Here is a 15,281-nt window from a genome sequence, read left to right as displayed (position 1 = left end):
AAGTGCCCCTTCTCCGGCGCGAAAGGAGAACGTCATGGAAGGCGCCCGTCCCGTCCGCGCACCGCGCGGCACCGCCCTCACCCACGCCACCCACTGGGGGGCCGAGGCCCCGCTGCGGATGCTCATGAACAACCTCGACCCCGAGGTGGCCGAGCGCCCGGACGACCTCGTCGTCTACGGCGGCACCGGCCGCGCCGCGCGCGACTGGAAGTCGTTCGACGCCATGGTGCGCACGCTGTCGACGCTCAAGCAGGACGAGACGATGCTCGTCCAGAGCGGCAAGCCGGTCGGCGTCATGCAGACCCACGAGTGGGCGCCGCGCGTGCTCATCGCCAACTCCAACCTCGTCGGCGACTGGGCGACCTGGCCGGAGTTCCGGCGGCTCGAGCACCTCGGGCTGACGATGTACGGCCAGATGACGGCCGGGTCGTGGATCTACATCGGCACCCAGGGCATCGTGCAGGGGACGTACGAGACCTTCGCCGCGGTCGCCGAGAAGAAGTTCGGTGGCACGCTCGCCGGGACGCTGACGCTGACCGGTGGCTGCGGTGGCATGGGCGGTGCGCAGCCGCTCGCCGTCACCCTCAACGGTGGCGTGTGCCTCATCGTCGACGTCGACCCCGGCCGCCTGCACCGCCGGGTCGAGCACCGCTACCTCGACGAGGTCGCCTCCTCGCTCGACGAGGCCGTCGAGAAGTCGTTGCAGGCCAAGGCGGACAAGCGGGCCTGGTCGATCGGCGTGGTGGGCAACGCGGCCACGGTGTTCCCGGAGCTGCTGCGCCGCGGGGTCGACATCGACATCGTCACGGACCAGACGTCGGCCCACGACCCGCTGTCCTACCTGCCTGAGGGGATCGACCTCGGCGACTGGCACGACTACGCGGAGAGGAAGCCGGAGGAGTTCACCGACCGGGCGCGGGCCTCGATGGCCAAGCACGTCCAGGCGATGGTCGAGTTCCAGGACGGCGGCGCCGAGGTCTTCGACTACGGCAACTCGATCCGCGACGAGGCCCGGCTCGGCGGCTACGACCGGGCGTTCGAGTTCCCCGGCTTCGTCCCGGCCTACATCCGTCCGCTGTTCTGCGAGGGCAAGGGCCCGTTCCGCTGGGCCGCGCTGTCGGGCGACCCCAGGGACATCGCCGCGACCGACCGCGCGGTGCTCGACCTGTTCCCGGACAACGACCGGCTGCACCAGTGGATCCGCGGCGCGCAGGAGCGGATCGCGTTCCAGGGCCTGCCTGCCCGCATCTGCTGGCTCGGCCAGGGGGAGCGCGACAAGGCGGGGCTGGCGTTCAACGAGCTCGTCCGCACCGGCGAGGTGAGCGCCCCGATCGTCATCGGCCGCGACCACCTCGACACGGGGTCGGTCGCGAGCCCCTACCGCGAGACCGAGTCGATGCTCGACGGCTCGGACGCCATCGCCGACTGGCCGCTGCTCAACGCGCTCGTCAACACGTCCTCGGGCGCGAGCTGGGTGTCGATCCACCACGGCGGTGGGGTCGGCATCGGCCGGTCGATCCACGCCGGGCAGGTCTCCCTGGCCGACGGCACCGACCTCGCCGCGCAGAAGCTCGCCCGGGTGCTCACGAACGACCCCGCGATGGGCGTCATCCGCCACGTCGACGCGGGCTACGACATCGCCGAGCTCACCGCCGAGCAGCAGGGCGTCCGCATCCCTACGCGGGAGGGGTGAGCTGGGACGGGGCCAGGGGCGCGGCTGCGCCCGTCAGCGCAGGAGCAGGTTGAGCCCGACGGTCAGCAGCACGGACAGCAGCAGCGAGACCAGGACCATGGTGAGGCAGCCCGCTGCCCCGCCGAGCGGCCGGACGTCGACGCTGCCGATGCGCATGGCCGGGCCCTACCCGCGGAACCAGCCGGCTATGCCGGGTCGGTGACGTCGGTGACGTCGGTGACGTCGGTGACGTCGGTGACGTCCGTGACGTCGGCGACGTCGGCGCGCAGGACGCGCACGAGGTCGTCGGCGTCGGCCGTGGCGGCGACGCCGTGGTCGCCCCCGCCGATCGAGACCGGCCGGCCCAGGATCGAGCTGTCCGCCACCACCGGCCAGGGGTGGGTCGAGCCGAACGGCGTGATCGTGCCGCGGACGTACCCGGTGACGTCGCGGGCGGTCTCGGCGTCCGGCATCGACAGCCGGTTCACGCCGAGGTGGGCGCGCAGCTTGGGCCAGGAGATCTCGCGGCCGCCGGGCACGAGGACGAAGAGGTAGTCGTCGGCCCCCCGCCGCACGACGAGGGTCTTGAGCACGTCGCGGGGCTGGAGCCCGCGGGCCTCGGCCGCCTCCTCGAGCGAGCGCACGGGTCCGTGCCGCGTGATGGTGTGCTCGATGCCACTGTCGGCGAGGGCCTGCGCGGCCCGGTCCGCTCCGTCGCCCGTCATGGTCAGCAGCCTAGGGCGCGGTCCACCGCGCGCCCCATCCCTTGACACGGATCGTCCGCGACCAGCACGCTGCCCCTGGATGACACGAGTCACCATCTCCTCGACGACAAAGAGGTCCGCCGTGCCCGACCGCGTCCGTCCGCGCCCTCGCGCGCAGTCCCGATCCGTCCGTTCCCGCGCGGCCTCCCTCGGCCTGGCCGTCGCCGCAGCCCTGACCCTCGGCGGCTTCGCCGTCCCCAGCGCCGGTGCGGCCCCACCGCCCGGCACCAGCGCGACCGCCCCCGACCTCGGCTCCGGCGTGACGGTCTTCGACCCGAGCATGCCGGTCTCGCAGATCCAGTCCACCCTCGACGCGTTCGCCACGCAGCAGGTCGACAACGAGATGGGCACCGCACGGCACGCGTTCCTCTTCCGGCCGGGCACCTACGGCACCGCCACCCAGCCGCTGCAGGTCAAGGTCGGCTACTACACCGAGATCGCCGGCCTCGGCGCCTCGCCGGGCGACGTGACCATCAACGGCAAGATCGAGGTCTACAACCGCTGCCTCGAGGGCGGCGGCACCAGCTACTGCGTTGCCCTCAACAACTTCTGGCGGACGCTGTCCAACCTCACCCTGCACATCGACGGCGCCGGGCAGGACGGCTGCCGCGCCTCGGCCGACTTCTGGGCCGTCTCGCAGGCGGTGTCGATGCGGCGCGTCGACATCTCCGGCGCCAACCTCTCGCTCATGGACTACTGCACCGCCGGACCGCAGTACGCCAGTGGCGGCTTCATCGCCGACTCACGGATCCCGTTCACCATCAACGGATCCCAGCAGCAGTGGTTCACCCGCAACAGCGAGCTGGGCGGCTGGAGCAACGGCGTCTGGAACGCCGTGTTCTCCGGTGTGGTCGGTGCGCCCACCGAGGCCGGCTGGCCGAACCCGCCGTACACCACGCTCGACCGCACCCCGGTGAGCCGGGAGAAGCCGTACCTCTTCCTCGACGGCCAGGGCCGGTATGCCGTGCGCGTCCCGTCCGCCCAGCGCGACAGCCGAGGAATCTCCTGGGGTCAGGGCATGACCCCCGGCCGGACGGTCCCGCTCGACCGGTTCTTCGTGGCCACCCCCGCCACCCCGGTGCAGGAGATCGACAACCAGCTCGCCCGCGGCCTCGACCTGCTGCTGACCCCCGGTGTCTACGACATCGACCGCAGCATCAGCGTCAAGCGCCCCGACACGGTCGTCCTCGGTCTCGGCCACGCGACGCTCACCTCGGTCGGCGGCGCGATCCCGCTGACCGTCGCCGACGTCCCGGGCGTGGTCGTCGCGGGCGTCACCGTCGACGCCGGCACGGTCGAGTCGCCGGCCCTGCTGCGCGTCGGCACCCGCAACGGCAACTCGGGCCGCGCCCACGACGCCGCGACCGACCCGACGACCCTCTCGGACGTGTACTTCCGGGTCGGCGGCCCGCACATCGGTCGCACCGACACCGCCCTGGAGGTCAACAGCGACGACGTCCTCGTGGACCACACCTGGGTCTGGCGGGCCGACCACGGCCTCGAGCCGTTCACGGCCGGCGTCAGCGGCGACACCGACCGCTGGCGGACCAACACCGGCCGCACCGGTGTGGTCGTCAACGGCGACGACGTCACCGCCACCGGCCTGTTCGTCGAGCACTTCCAGCAGCACAACGTGGTGTGGAACGGCGAGCGCGGCACGACGATCTTCTTCCAGAACGAGCTGCCGTACGACCCGCCCACGCAGGCCGACTGGGACCACGACGGCATCCACGGCTGGGCGGCGTACAAGGTCGCCGACGGCGTGAAGGCGCACCGGCTGTTCGGTGGTGGCGTCTACGTCTACAACCGCAACAGCCCCTCGATCCACACCGAGAACGGGTTCGAGGTGCCTCAGACGCCGGGCGTCCGGCTGCACCACCTACTGACCGTGAACCTCGACGGCGGCACCCTCGACCACGTGGTCAACGGGGTGGGCGCGGCCGCCGACCGGACCAGGGTCGGGGTGCCCGTCTACGTGGAGGACTACCCCGCTCCCTAGGACCCGCGGGCCGGGCCCCGCGCCCGGGATCTCCACGACCCGGTCGGGTCGACCCGGCCCGGGGTGGGTGGGCGCCGGGTCGATCCGGCCCGGGGTGGGTGGGCGCGGGCCGGATCCACCCCGGTCCCGTGCCGGCCCCGACCTCAGGTCGACCCCCGCACCACCAGCTCCAAGGTGTCGCGCGGGGGTCGGCCGTCGGGCGCGCCGCCGTCCAGGGCGGCGACGACCGCGGAGGCGAGGTGCTCGGCCTGCCGCTCGAGCGACTGGGAGACGGTGGTCAGCGCCGGCACCGCGAACCGGGCAGCGGGGATGTCGTCGACCCCGACGACGGCCAGCTCGCCGGGGCACGCGACGCCCTCAGCCCGCGCACCGGCCAGGACCGCGAGGGCCACGTCGTCGTTGTATGCCGCGACGCCCGTGACGGCGGGCCCGTCCCCGCCGCGCCACGTCCGGACCGCAGCCCCGGCCGCCTCGGCCGTCAGCTCGACGGGGACGACGACCGGCTCCGGGAGCCCGGCTCCGGCGCAGGCGGCCCGGACCCCGGCGAGCCGCAGGTCCGCGAAGGCCCGGACGCGCGGGTCCGTGGGCCCGGCATACCCGATGGCGGTGTGGCCGCGCTCGAGGAGGTGGTCCGCCTGGAGCCGGCCGATCCGCTGCTGGGTGGCCGCGAACACGTCCGGCACGTCGCCGGAGATGGCTGCGGCGATGACGTGGATCCCGGCCCGGCGCATGGCTTCCCGGTCCTGCTCGCTGAACCCCTGGAGCCCGACGACGGCGCGCGGTGTCACGGTGCGCCACAGCTCGTGCAGGGGACGCCCGGACCGCGCGTGGTGCAGGAGCAGGGTCAGCCCGCGCTCGGCGAGCTCCCCGGCCAGGCGGTCCAGCAGCGAGTCCACCGCCGGGCCGAGCGGCCAGTCCGGCAGGACGTAGAGGACGAGGTCGCTGCGCCCGGTGCGCAGGGTCCGGGCGGCGACGGACGGGTGGTACCCCAACCGGTCCGCCGACGCGCGGACGCGCGCCCGGGTCTCGTCGGAGACGCGGACGCCCGGGGTGTCGTTGAGGACGTAGCTGACCGTCGTCCGCGAGACGCCACTGTCGCGTGCGACGTCCGCACTGGTCACGCTGCCCACCGGAACCTCCTGCTCGTGCCCGTCCTGCGGCCAGCCTAGTGAGCGTCCGCGTCCCCGTCCGGGGTCTGCCATCCGAGACACATCCCCGGCGCCGACCCCCGGTGCGCGTGCCCGCGGTGGTGTGGAATGGTCTGGTCCCGACCTGGGACCTCCAACCAGGCAGCAGAGCCCGTACTCCCGAGGAAGGACCTGCGTGAGCTTCGAGTCGATGTGGTCTGCCCTGGAGCCCGTCGGCCGCGCCGGCGGGTCGGGGGGCTACCGCCGGTTCGCCTGGACGCGCGACGACTCCGACCTGCGGGAGTGGTTCGCAGGCGAGTGCGCCGAACGCGGCCTGGACCTCACCGAGGACCGCATGGGCAACCAGTGGGCGTGGTGGGGCGACCCGGACGAGGCGGCCAGGCGCGGCCGCAAGGGCGTCGTCACCGGCTCGCACCTCGACAGCGTGCCGGACGGCGGTGCCTTCGACGGGCCGTTGGGAGTGGTCAGCGCCCTCGCTGCGGTCGACGCCTTGCAGGACAGGGGTTTCCAGCCGTCGCGCCCGATCGGCGTGGTGAACTTCGTCGACGAGGAGGGGGCCCGGTTCGGGGTCGCCTGCGCGGGCTCACGGGTCATCACCGGCGCCATGACGGCGCGTCGTGCGCGCAGCCTGCGCGACGCCGACGGCGTCTCGATGGCCGAGGCCCTGCAGCGGGCCGGCCGCGACCCGCACGGCATCGGTCGCGACGAGCACACCCTCGCCCGCGTCGGCCAGTTCGTCGAGCTGCACGTCGAGCAGGGCCGCGGCCTGGTCGACCTGGGCCACCCCGTCGCGGTCGGCTCGGACATCTGGCCGCACGGGCGCTGGCGGATGGACTTCGGCGGCGAGGCCAACCACGCCGGCACGACCCGGCTCGAGGACCGCCACGACGCGATGCTCGGGTACGCCGCAGCGGTCCTCGCCACCCGCGAGGCCGCCATCACCCACGGCTGCGTCGCCACCGTCGGCAAGGTCGCGGTCACCCCCGGCGGGGTCAACGCCATCCCGAGCCGGGTGACCGGCTGGCTCGACGCCCGCGGCTCCAGCCCGCGCGCCGTCCGCCGGGCCGTCGCGGACATCCGCTCCATCGTCGAGCAGTCCGGCGGCGAGGTCGCCGAGGAGTCCTGGACCCCCGCCACCGTCTTCGACGCCGGGCTCACCGCGCGGCTGCAGACCCGGCTCGGCGGCATACCGGTCCTCGGCACGGGCGCCGGGCACGACGCGGGCATCCTCGCCAACGCCGGCATCCCCTCGACCATGCTCTTCGTCCGCAACCCGACCGGCGTCTCGCACTCGCCCGCCGAGCACGCCGAGCTGTCCGACTGCCTCGAGGGCGTCGCCGCGCTCGCGGCCGTCCTCGAGGACCTCGCCGGGGACGCCGCATGACGACGTGGTGGGCCGAGCACGCCTGGCTGCCGTCGGGGCTGGCCCACGACGTGCGCATCGAGGAGGACGGCGGCCGGTTCACCGCCCTCACCCCGCGCACCCGGCCCCGCGACGGTGACGTGCGCCTGCCCGGGGTGGTCCTGCCCGGCCTCGCCAACGCGCACAGCCACGCCTTCCACCGCGCGCTGCGCGGCCGCACGCACGCGGACGGCGGCAACTTCTGGACCTGGCGCGACCAGATGTATGCCGTGACGCGCCGCCTCGACCCCGACACCTACTTCGAGCTCGCCCGGGCCGTGTACGCCGAGATGGCGCTGGCCGGCCTGACGGTCGTGGGCGAGTTCCACTACCTGCACCACGACGTCGACGGGCGCCCCTACGCCGACCCCAACGCGATGGGCCACGCCCTGGTCGAGGCGGCCCGGGAGGCCGGGGTGCGGCTGACCCTGCTCGACACCTGCTACCTCACGGGCGGGCTGACCGGGGACGGCCACCTGCCGCTCGACGACGTGCAGCGGCGCTTCTCCGACGGCGACGTCGACGCGTGGGCGGCGCGCGTGGCCGGTCTCGCGGACGACACGACGACCCGGGCCGGCGCCGCGGTCCACTCGGTGCGTGCCGTGCCGCGGGACCAGCTTCGGCCGATGGCCGAGCTCGCCCGCGGACGGGTCGTCCATGCCCACGTCAGCGAGCAGCCCGGGGAGAACCTCGCGACCTCGATGCACTACGGCGCCACCCCCACCGAGCTGCTCGCCGAGGCCGGGCTGCTCGACGACCGGTTCACCGCCGTCCACGCCACCCACCTGACCGACGACGACGTCAAGGCGCTCGGCGCCGCCCGGGCCACGGCCTGCTTCTGCCCCACGACCGAGCGCGACCTCGCCGACGGCATCGGGCCGGCCCGCGCGCTCGCGGAGGCCGGGGCCCGGCTGTCGCTGGGGTCGGACCAGCACGCCGTCATCGACCCGTTCGAGGAGGCGCGCGGCCTGGAGATGCACGAGCGGCTGGCGAGCAACGAGCGCGGCCGGTTCGCCCCGGACGACCTGCTCGACATCGCCTCGGCGCGCGGCTACGACTGCCTGGGCTGGCCCGACGGGGGACGGCTCGAGGCCGGGGCGCTGGCCGACCTCGTGGCGGTCCGGCTCGACACCGTCGGCACGGTCGGGTCCAAGCCGGGTCAGGTCCTCTACTCCGCCTCGCGCCCGGACGTCGACACCGTCGTCGTCGGCGGCCGGGTCGTCGTCGAGGGCGGCCAGCACCGGCTCGGCGACGTGGCCCGGATGCTCGGGTCGTCGCTGTCGGCCGTGCGGGAGCACCGGTGAGCAGCCCGGCCGAGGGGGTCGGGGGCAGCACCCTGGTCACCGGGATCGGGGAGCTCGTCACCTGCGACGGCACCGGGCCGGACGGCCTCGGGCTGCGCACCGACGCTGCAGTCGTGGTCGAGGCGGGGCTCGTCGCGTGGGTGGGCCCGGCCGCGTCCGCGCCGTCCGCCGACCGTGTGGTGGACGTCGGGGGCAGGGCGGTCCTGCCGGGCTTCGTCGACTCGCACGCCCACCTGGTCTTCGCCGGCGATCGCGGCGCGGAGTTCAGCGCCCGGATGTCCGGGACGCCCTACGACGGCGGCGGGATCGGGGTGTCGGTGGCCGCGACCCGGGCGGCGAGCGACGACGAGCTGCGCCGGCTGCTGCGCGCGCGGGTCGCGGAGATGCGCGCCCAGGGCACGACGACGGTCGAGGTCAAGAGCGGCTACGGCCTGACGGTCGAGGACGAGGCCCGGGCCCTGAGGCTGGCCGCCGAGGTCACGCCGGAGACGACATTCCTCGGTGCGCACGTGGTGCCGGCCGAGTACGCCGCGGACCGCGCGGCATACCTCGAGCTCGTCACCGGCCCCATGCTCGAGGCGGCCGCCCCGCACGCGCGCTGGGTCGACGTCTTCTGCGAGCCGCAGTCGGCCCACGCGTTCACCGCCGACGAGGCGCGGGCCGTGCTCCTCGCTGGTCGGGACGCCGGCCTCGGGCTGCGGGTGCACGGCAACCAGCTCGGCCACGGGCCCGGCGTGCAGCTCGCGGTCGAGCTGGGGGCGGCCAGCGTCGACCACTGCACCTACCTGTCGGACGCCGACGTCGAGGCCCTCGCCGGTGCCGCGGACACGACGGTGGCGACCCTGCTGCCGGGCGTGGAGTTCTCGACCCGCTCGCCGTACCCCGATGCCGCGGCGCTGCTGCGCGCCGGCGTGAGCATCGCCCTCGCGACGGACTGCAACCCGGGCACGTGCTACTCGAGCTCGATGCCGTTCGTCATCGCCCTCGCCGTGCGCGAGATGGGGCTGACCCCGGGCCAGGCCGTGCTCGCCGCGACGGCCGGCTCGGCGGCGTCCCTGCGGCGCACCGACATCGGCCGCATCGTGGTCGGCGCCAGGGCCGACCTGACGGTGCTCGACGCCCCGTCACACGTGCACCTGTCCTACCGCGCCGGCGTGCCGATCGCCCGGGCGCTCGAGGTGTCCTGAGCCGGCCAGGCGTCGTGTCCTGAGCCGCTCAGGCGTCGCCGTGCTGCATGGGCTTGGGCAGGTGACCGGCGGACTTCTCGTAGTACTGCGCGGCCTTGCGGGTGGCGAGCGTCTTCGCCGCGCCGACGGCGAGGCCGGTGAGGGCCGCGAACAGGATGGCGTCGCGCGTGGGCGTGCGCGGGTCACGGGGGTCGAGCACCGCGTCCCGGCCGGCCTTCTTCCACACCACGGTGACCAGCTTGCTGGCGAGGACGCCCGCGAGGACGGCTCCGCCCGTACCGAGGACCCGCCAGACCATGGTTCCCATCAGCTCCGCCTTCCAGACAACTGGTGACCTGCGGTTCCACCCTGCCACAGACGGTGGAGTATCGTCGGTCTGGCAACGACAGGGGAGCGCGCAAGCGCTGAGAGTGCGGGCAACCGCAGACCCTCACACCTGATCCGGTTCGCACCGGCGTAGGGAGTCGAGTTCTCAGGCACCTGTCGGGCGGCCGCGCCCCGGTGCGACCTCCCGGCTGGAGCCTCCCCCGAGGTATCCACGGATTCCACGGGAGATGACACATGAGCACCACCAACACCCCCTCCGGCGCCACCACGGCGTCCGGTACCGGCACCACCACCGCTGGCCGCCGCGGCAGCATCCGCGCGACCGCCCCGCTCACGAGCTGGCGCACGGTCGACCTGCTGACGATCGCCTTCCTCGGCGCCGCGTTCGGCATCGCCTACTGGGGCTGGGGCCTGGCCTACCAGGCGCCGGCCGACCTGCTGGGCAACGCCTTCCCGCCCCTGCAGGGCATCACCGGCGCACCCTGGCTCATGGCCGGCGTCGTCGGCGGCCTGGTCGTCCGCCGCCCGGGCTCGGCCCTGCTCTGCGAGGTTGTGGCGGCCCTCGTCTCGATGCTCCCCGGCACCAAGTGGGGCGTCACCACCCTCGTCTCAGGGATCCTCCAGGGCCTGGGCACGGAGGTCGCCTTCCTCATCCTCGGGTATGCCGCGTTCGGCCTCGGCGCGGCGCTGCTGGCCGGTGCCCTGTCGGCGCCGCTCGAGGCGGTCTACGAGTGGTTCGTCTACTGGACCGACTGGAACTGGGGCTACAAGATCGCCTACGGCGTCATCCTCGCCGCCGCCGGTGCGGTCATCGCCGGCGGCCTCGGGTGGCTGGTCACGCGCGGGCTGGCCACGGCCGGGGCGCTGAACGCGTTCCCACCGGGGCAGGAGGCGCGGGAGCACCGCGCTGTCTGACGTCACCGCCGTCGACCCGGGCAGCGGCCGGACCCCTGGCCCGCTGCCCGGGCACGGCGCTGCGCCGACGCACGACCCCACCCCGGGCCACGCCCCGGCGCACGAGCCCGCCCCGGCGCACGAGCCCGCCCCGGCGCACGAGCCCGCCCCCGGCCCCGACCCGGGGCCCGGGCCCGGACCCGGTCGCGACGCCGCGCGCGGCCACGTGGAGGTCCGGGGCCTCACCTGGCGTCCGTACGGGCGGCGGGAGCCGGTCATCCCCGGGCTCGACCTCACCATCCCCGCAGGGCAGCGGGTCCTGCTCGTCGGCCCGAGCGGGTCGGGCAAGTCGACGGTCCTGCGTGCCCTGGCCGGGGTGCTCGAGGTCGCCGACTCCGGTGAGCGCACGGGCACCGTGCACGTCGACGGCGCCGACCCGGGCACCCGGGCCGGGACCGTCGGACTCGTCCTGCAGGAGCCGGGCGCCGGCGTGGCCTCGGCGACCGTCGGCCGCGACGTCGCCTTCGGCCTCGAGAACGTCGCCCTGCCCCCCGACCAGATGCCCGCGCGCGTCTCCGCCGCCCTTGCCGCGGTCGGGCTCACCATGCCGCAGGACACCCCGACGCACGCGCTCTCCGGCGGCGAGACCCAGCGCCTCGCCCTCGCCGGCGCCCTCGCCCTCGAACCCACCCTGCTGCTGCTCGATGAGCCGACCGCCATGCTCGACCCCCGCAATGCAGCCTCGGTGCGGGCCAGCGTGGCCGAGGTCGTGCGCGCCCGGTCGTTGACCACGGTGGTGGTCGAGCACCGGCTCGGCCCCTGGCTCGACCTCGTCGACCGCCTCGTCGTGCTCGCCGACGACGGCGGGGTCGTCGCCGACGGCGTGCCGTCGGACGTGCTGGACCAGCACGGCGTTTCCCTTGCGGCACAGGGGATCTGGGTGCCCGGAGCCCCCGACCCCGAGCCACGCGGCATACCCGCCGGCACCTTCGCCGCAACCACCACCGGTGCCAACCTCGCGGCACTCGCCGCGACCGACGTGACGGTCGAGCGCGCGGTCCGGCGCCTCGACGGCTCCACCCGGCGCAGCGTGGCGCTGCGGGACCAGGCGTTCACGGCCCGCACGGGGCAGCTGCACGCCCTCGTCGGGCCGTCGGGCTCGGGCAAGTCGACTCTCCTGCTGGCCCTCGCGGGCCTGCTGGACCGCGACGCCGGCGAGGTCCGGGTCCACCCCGACCTCGCCGGTGCCCACCCGCCCGACCCGGCCCGCTGGTCGACCACCGGGCTGGCGCGGGTCTTCGCCTGGGTGCCGCAGTGGGCCGCCTCCACCGTGGTCGCCCACACCGTCCTCGACGAGGTGATGGCCACCAGCCGTGCGGTCGGGCTGGTCGAGAGCGAGGCGCTCGCCCGGGCGCGGGTCCTGCTCGGCGCCCTGGGCCTGGCCCACCTCGAGCAGGCCGACCCACGTCACCTCTCCGGGGGCGAGCAGCGCCGGCTGGCCATGGCCGCCGCGGCGACCCACCAGCCCGCGGTCCTGCTCGCCGACGAGGCGACGGTGGGGCAGGACCGGCTGACCTGGGCGGCGGTGCTGGGTGTGGTCGAGGCGCTGCGCGACGCCGGCACGGCCGTCGTCCTCACGACGCACGACGACGCGGTCGTGGCCCGCGCCGACCGCACGACGACGATCGAGCGGCCCGCCCAGCCCCCGGAGCCGCCCACCCCCCGCCGCCCCCTCGTCGCCCGCTGCGGGCCGCTCGCCCTCCTCGGCGCCGCCGCGCTCGCCGTGCCGGCGGGGATCGTCTCGCCGCACTGGACCACCAGCCTCGCGGTCGTCGCCGTGCAGGTGCTGCTGGCGGTCGTAGGCCTGTCGGCGCCGGGCCTCGGCGCGGCCCCCCGGGGGCGGACCCGCGCCGTCCTCGTGCGCCTGCTGCCGGGGCTCGTGGGTGCGCTGTCCGTCGGCTGGTCCACCTGGCTGCTCGGCGGCCACCACCTCGACGTCGCGGTGACCGCCGCCCTGCGGGTGGTCGTCATCGTCCTGCCGTCGGCGGTGCTCGTCCGCTGGGTCGACGCCGACGCCCTCGGCGACCACCTCGGCCAGCGGCTGCGCCTGCCCGCGCGCCCCGTCGTGGCCGTCGCGGCAGCGCTCCAGCGCGTGCACACGTTCGGCGACACCTGGGCCGAGATCGCCCGCGCCCGCAGGGTGCGCGGGCTCGGCGCCAGTGCCCGGTCACCCAGCTCGGTGCTGGCCGAGCTCTGGGCGCTGACCACCGGCATCCTCGTGCGCTCGCTGCAGACGGCGGCCGACCTGGCCGTCGCCATGGACGCCCGCGGGTTCGCCACCGCGCAGCGCCGGACCTGGGCGGCGCCCGCCTCCTGGACCCGCGCCGACACGCTGCTGGTCCTCGCCGCGCTCCTGCCCCTGGGTGTCGCGATCCTCGGCTGACGGACCCTTGTGCCGGGCGCGCGGCCGGAGGAAGGTGACTGCATGAACCGTCCTGAAGACGTCGGCGGGCCAGCGTCGCCCGCGGACATCCGCAACGTCGTGGTGGTGGGGGCGAGCGGCGCCGGCAAGACGGCGCTGTTCGACGGTGTGGTGGCGGCCCGGATACCGGGCCGCCGCTCTCGTGAAGGGGGTGGTGCGACCCTCGCCCTGGCCGCCGCGACCCTGCCCGGCGCGGTCACGGTGACCCTGCTCGACACCCCCGGGCACCCGGACTTCGTCGGCGACGTGCGGGCCGGCCTGCGCGCCGCCGACGCAGCCCTCTTCGTCGTGTCCGCCGCCGACGGCGTCGACGAGGCCACCCGCATGCTGTGGCGCGAGTGCGACGTGCTCGGTATGCCGCGTGCCGTGGCCGTGACCCGCCTCGAGCAGGCGCGGGCGGACTTCGACGCCACGGTCGACGCGGTCCAGCGCGCCTTCGGGGACGCCGAGCCCCTGGCGCTGCCCCTCGTGCAGGACGGGTCGGTGGTGGGGCTGCTGAACCTGTTGCGGCGCACGGTGACCGACCACACGGGGGGCACACCCGAGGACCGGGTGCCCACGGCGGACGAGGGCGAGCTGATCGACGCCCAGCGGGGCGACCTCATCGAGTCCGTGATCGAGGAGTCCGAGGACGAGGGGCTGCTCGACCGCTACCTCGGCGGCGAGGAGGTCGACGTCGACTCGGTGTCGGCCGACCTGCGCCTCGCCGTGGCGACGGCGAGGTTCTTCCCGATCATCCCCACCCACGCGCCCACGGGAGTCGGGGTCGAGGCTCTGCTGGAGCTGTTCGAGAAGGGCTTCCCCTCCCCGGTCGGCGCGGCCGTGCCCAGGGTCTACACCCCCGCCGGCGGCGACTTCGGCCCGGTGACCTGCGACCCCGACGGCCCGCTCGTGGCCGAGGTGGTGCGCACCACGACCGACCCGTTCGTCGGCCGGCAGTCCCTCGTCCGGGTGTTCTCCGGCACGCTGCGCCCGGACGAGCCGCTCCACATCTCCGGGCACCTGCAGCAGTTCGCCGCCCACCTCGTCGACGAGCACGCCGACCACGACACCGATGACGAGCGCGTCGGACCGCTGTTGGCACCGGTCGGTGACGACACCCGGCCGGTCGGCTCGGCCATGGCCGGTGAGGTCGTGGTGGTCTCCAAGCTGTCGGGCGCCGAGACCACGGACACCCTGTCCCGCAAGGAGAAGCCGGCCCTGGTGGAGCCGTGGGTTCTGCCCACGCCGCTGCTGCCGGTGGCCATCCACGCCCGCTCCAAGGGCGACGAGGACAAGCTCGCCACCGCGCTCCAGCGGCTGGTCGCCGAGGACGTGACCATGCGGTTGGAGCACAACGCCGAGACGCACCAGCTCGTCATCTGGGCGATGGGCCCGGCCCACGTCGACCAGCTCATCGCGACCCTGGAGTCCCGCTACCACGTCGCCGTCGAGGCCGAGCCGGTGCGGACCTCCCTGCGCGAGACGTTCGTGCACCGGACCGAGGTGCAGGGACGCCTGGTCAAGCAGTCCGGCGGGCACGGGCAGTACGCCGTCTGCCACCTGGTGATCGAGCCGCTCGACCGGGGGGCCGGGATCGAGTTCGTGGACAAGGTCGTCGGTGGCGCGGTGCCGCGCCAGTACATCCCCTCGGTGGAGAAGGGCGCCCGCGCCCAGCTCGAGCGGGGGGTCCTCGCCGGGTACCCCGTCGTCGACGTGCGGATCACGCTCACCGACGGCAAGGCGCACTCGGTCGACTCCTCCGACATGGCGTTCCAGACGGCGGCCGGGATGGCCCTGCGCGAGGCCGCCAACGACTCGACCGTCGCCATGCTCGAGCCGGTCGACGCCGTACGGATCGAGGTCTCCGACGACGCGGTCGGCAGCGTCCTGGCCGACCTGCGCGGACGCCGGGGCCAGGTCCACGGCACCGAGCCCTGCGACGTCGAGGGCCGGACCGTCATCCTGGCGGAGGTGCCCGCGCACGAGCTCTCGCGCTACCCCGTCGACCTGCGGTCGGTCAGCCACGGCACCGGCAGCTTCACCCGCCGGTTCGTGCGCTACGACTACATGCCGCCGGCGCTCGCCCGGCAGGTCAGCGCCGGCGAGTAGGCGGTTCCGCG

At 74.8% G+C, this 15,281-nt stretch carries 12 protein-coding genes and 1 riboswitch; of the genes, 8 read left to right on the top strand and 4 right to left on the bottom strand.

The genetic code is table 11. The features are described 5' to 3' along the window. Positions 1–34 precede the first annotated feature (34 nt). A complete protein-coding gene (gene hutU, locus ACYVDO_RS07960) occupies positions 35–1,693 on the top strand; it encodes a urocanate hydratase (RefSeq protein ID WP_460934522.1) in 1,659 nt (552 codons plus the stop codon). A gap of 33 nt (positions 1,694–1,726) precedes the next feature. Here the strand turns inward: hutU and ACYVDO_RS07955 are convergent, their stop codons facing one another. Next, positions 1,727–1,849, bottom strand: coding sequence for a hypothetical protein (locus tag ACYVDO_RS07955; RefSeq protein WP_460934520.1), 123 nt, complete (start codon positions 1,847–1,849; stop codon positions 1,727–1,729). A gap of 29 nt (positions 1,850–1,878) precedes the next feature. After that, positions 1,879–2,397, bottom strand: coding sequence for an aminoacyl-tRNA deacylase (locus ACYVDO_RS07950; RefSeq protein ID WP_460934518.1), 519 nt, complete (start codon positions 2,395–2,397; stop codon positions 1,879–1,881). Positions 2,398–2,476: 79 nt separating this feature from the next. On the opposite strand from ACYVDO_RS07950, the gene ACYVDO_RS07945 reads away from it, so the two are divergent. After that, a complete protein-coding gene (locus ACYVDO_RS07945; RefSeq protein WP_460934516.1) occupies positions 2,477–4,435 on the top strand; it encodes an adenylyl cyclase in 1,959 nt (652 codons plus the stop codon). A 143-nt stretch (positions 4,436–4,578) separates the two neighbouring features. On the opposite strand, the gene ACYVDO_RS07940 is transcribed toward ACYVDO_RS07945, so the two are convergent. Then, positions 4,579–5,565, bottom strand: coding sequence for a LacI family DNA-binding transcriptional regulator (locus tag ACYVDO_RS07940; protein WP_460934514.1), 987 nt, complete (start codon positions 5,563–5,565; stop codon positions 4,579–4,581). A 208-nt stretch (positions 5,566–5,773) separates the two neighbouring features. Here ACYVDO_RS07940 and ACYVDO_RS07935 point away from each other — a divergent pair, with 208 nt between their 5' ends. Genes ACYVDO_RS07935 through hutI form a run of 3 tightly spaced genes read left to right on the top strand, consistent with a single transcriptional unit; the run spans position 5,774 to position 9,476 of the window. After that, a complete protein-coding gene (locus ACYVDO_RS07935; RefSeq protein WP_460935044.1) occupies positions 5,774–6,967 on the top strand; it encodes an allantoate amidohydrolase in 1,194 nt (397 codons plus the stop codon). Next, positions 6,964–8,289: a formimidoylglutamate deiminase gene (locus tag ACYVDO_RS07930; RefSeq protein WP_460934512.1), complete on the top strand. Its 1,326-nt coding sequence runs from the start codon at positions 6,964–6,966 to the stop codon at positions 8,287–8,289. The genes ACYVDO_RS07935 and ACYVDO_RS07930 overlap by 4 nt, the downstream gene beginning before the upstream one ends. Then, complete coding sequence (hutI, locus tag ACYVDO_RS07925) at positions 8,286–9,476, top strand: imidazolonepropionase (RefSeq protein WP_460934510.1); 1,191 nt, start codon at positions 8,286–8,288, stop codon at positions 9,474–9,476. Before ACYVDO_RS07930 ends, hutI begins: the two co-directional genes overlap by 4 nt. Before the next feature lie 28 nt (positions 9,477–9,504). Here hutI and ACYVDO_RS07920 read toward each other — a convergent pair whose 3' ends face one another. After that, positions 9,505–9,783 carry a DUF4235 domain-containing protein gene (locus tag ACYVDO_RS07920; RefSeq protein ID WP_460934508.1) on the bottom strand — a complete coding sequence of 93 codons (279 nt, stop codon included), beginning with the start codon at positions 9,781–9,783 and terminating at the stop codon, positions 9,505–9,507. A gap of 70 nt (positions 9,784–9,853) precedes the next feature. After that, positions 9,854–9,956, top strand: a riboswitch (TPP riboswitch). An 81-nt stretch (positions 9,957–10,037) separates the two neighbouring features. Here ACYVDO_RS07920 and ACYVDO_RS07915 point away from each other — a divergent pair. The 3 genes from ACYVDO_RS07915 (at position 10,038) to ACYVDO_RS07905 (ending at position 15,270) form a co-directional block, all read left to right on the top strand. After that, positions 10,038–10,718, top strand: coding sequence for an ECF transporter S component (locus ACYVDO_RS07915; RefSeq protein ID WP_460934506.1), 681 nt, complete (start codon positions 10,038–10,040; stop codon positions 10,716–10,718). A gap of 205 nt (positions 10,719–10,923) precedes the next feature. Continuing rightward, positions 10,924–13,140 carry an ATP-binding cassette domain-containing protein gene (locus ACYVDO_RS07910; RefSeq protein ID WP_460934504.1) on the top strand — a complete coding sequence of 739 codons (2,217 nt, stop codon included), beginning with the start codon at positions 10,924–10,926 and terminating at the stop codon, positions 13,138–13,140. Positions 13,141–13,182: 42 nt separating this feature from the next. After that, entirely contained in the window at positions 13,183–15,270 is a 2,088-nt protein-coding gene (locus tag ACYVDO_RS07905; protein WP_460934502.1) for an elongation factor G-like protein EF-G2, read from the top strand. The last annotated feature ends 11 nt before the right edge of the window (positions 15,271–15,281 follow it).

Source organism: Phycicoccus ginsengisoli (assembly GCF_054779295.1).
This window is presented reverse-complemented; position numbering and strand designations above follow the sequence as displayed.

What these genes read in the sequence shown, in the direction of transcription:
- ACYVDO_RS07935 (WP_460935044.1), top strand. Translation starts at nt 5,774, where the DNA reads ATGTGGTCTGCCCTGGAGCCCGTCGGCCGCGCCGGCGGGTCGGGGGGC.
- ACYVDO_RS07955 (WP_460934520.1), bottom strand. Translation starts at nt 1,849, where the DNA reads ATGCGCATCGGCAGCGTCGACGTCCGGCCGCTCGGCGGGGCAGCGGGC.
- ACYVDO_RS07945 (WP_460934516.1), top strand. Translation starts at nt 2,477, where the DNA reads ATGACACGAGTCACCATCTCCTCGACGACAAAGAGGTCCGCCGTGCCC.
- ACYVDO_RS07930 (WP_460934512.1), top strand. Translation starts at nt 6,964, where the DNA reads ATGACGACGTGGTGGGCCGAGCACGCCTGGCTGCCGTCGGGGCTGGCC.
- ACYVDO_RS07905 (WP_460934502.1), top strand. Translation starts at nt 13,183, where the DNA reads ATGAACCGTCCTGAAGACGTCGGCGGGCCAGCGTCGCCCGCGGACATC.
- hutU (WP_460934522.1), top strand. Translation starts at nt 35, where the DNA reads ATGGAAGGCGCCCGTCCCGTCCGCGCACCGCGCGGCACCGCCCTCACC.
- ACYVDO_RS07915 (WP_460934506.1), top strand. Translation starts at nt 10,038, where the DNA reads ATGAGCACCACCAACACCCCCTCCGGCGCCACCACGGCGTCCGGTACC.
- ACYVDO_RS07950 (WP_460934518.1), bottom strand. Translation starts at nt 2,397, where the DNA reads ATGACGGGCGACGGAGCGGACCGGGCCGCGCAGGCCCTCGCCGACAGT.
- ACYVDO_RS07920 (WP_460934508.1), bottom strand. Translation starts at nt 9,783, where the DNA reads ATGGGAACCATGGTCTGGCGGGTCCTCGGTACGGGCGGAGCCGTCCTC.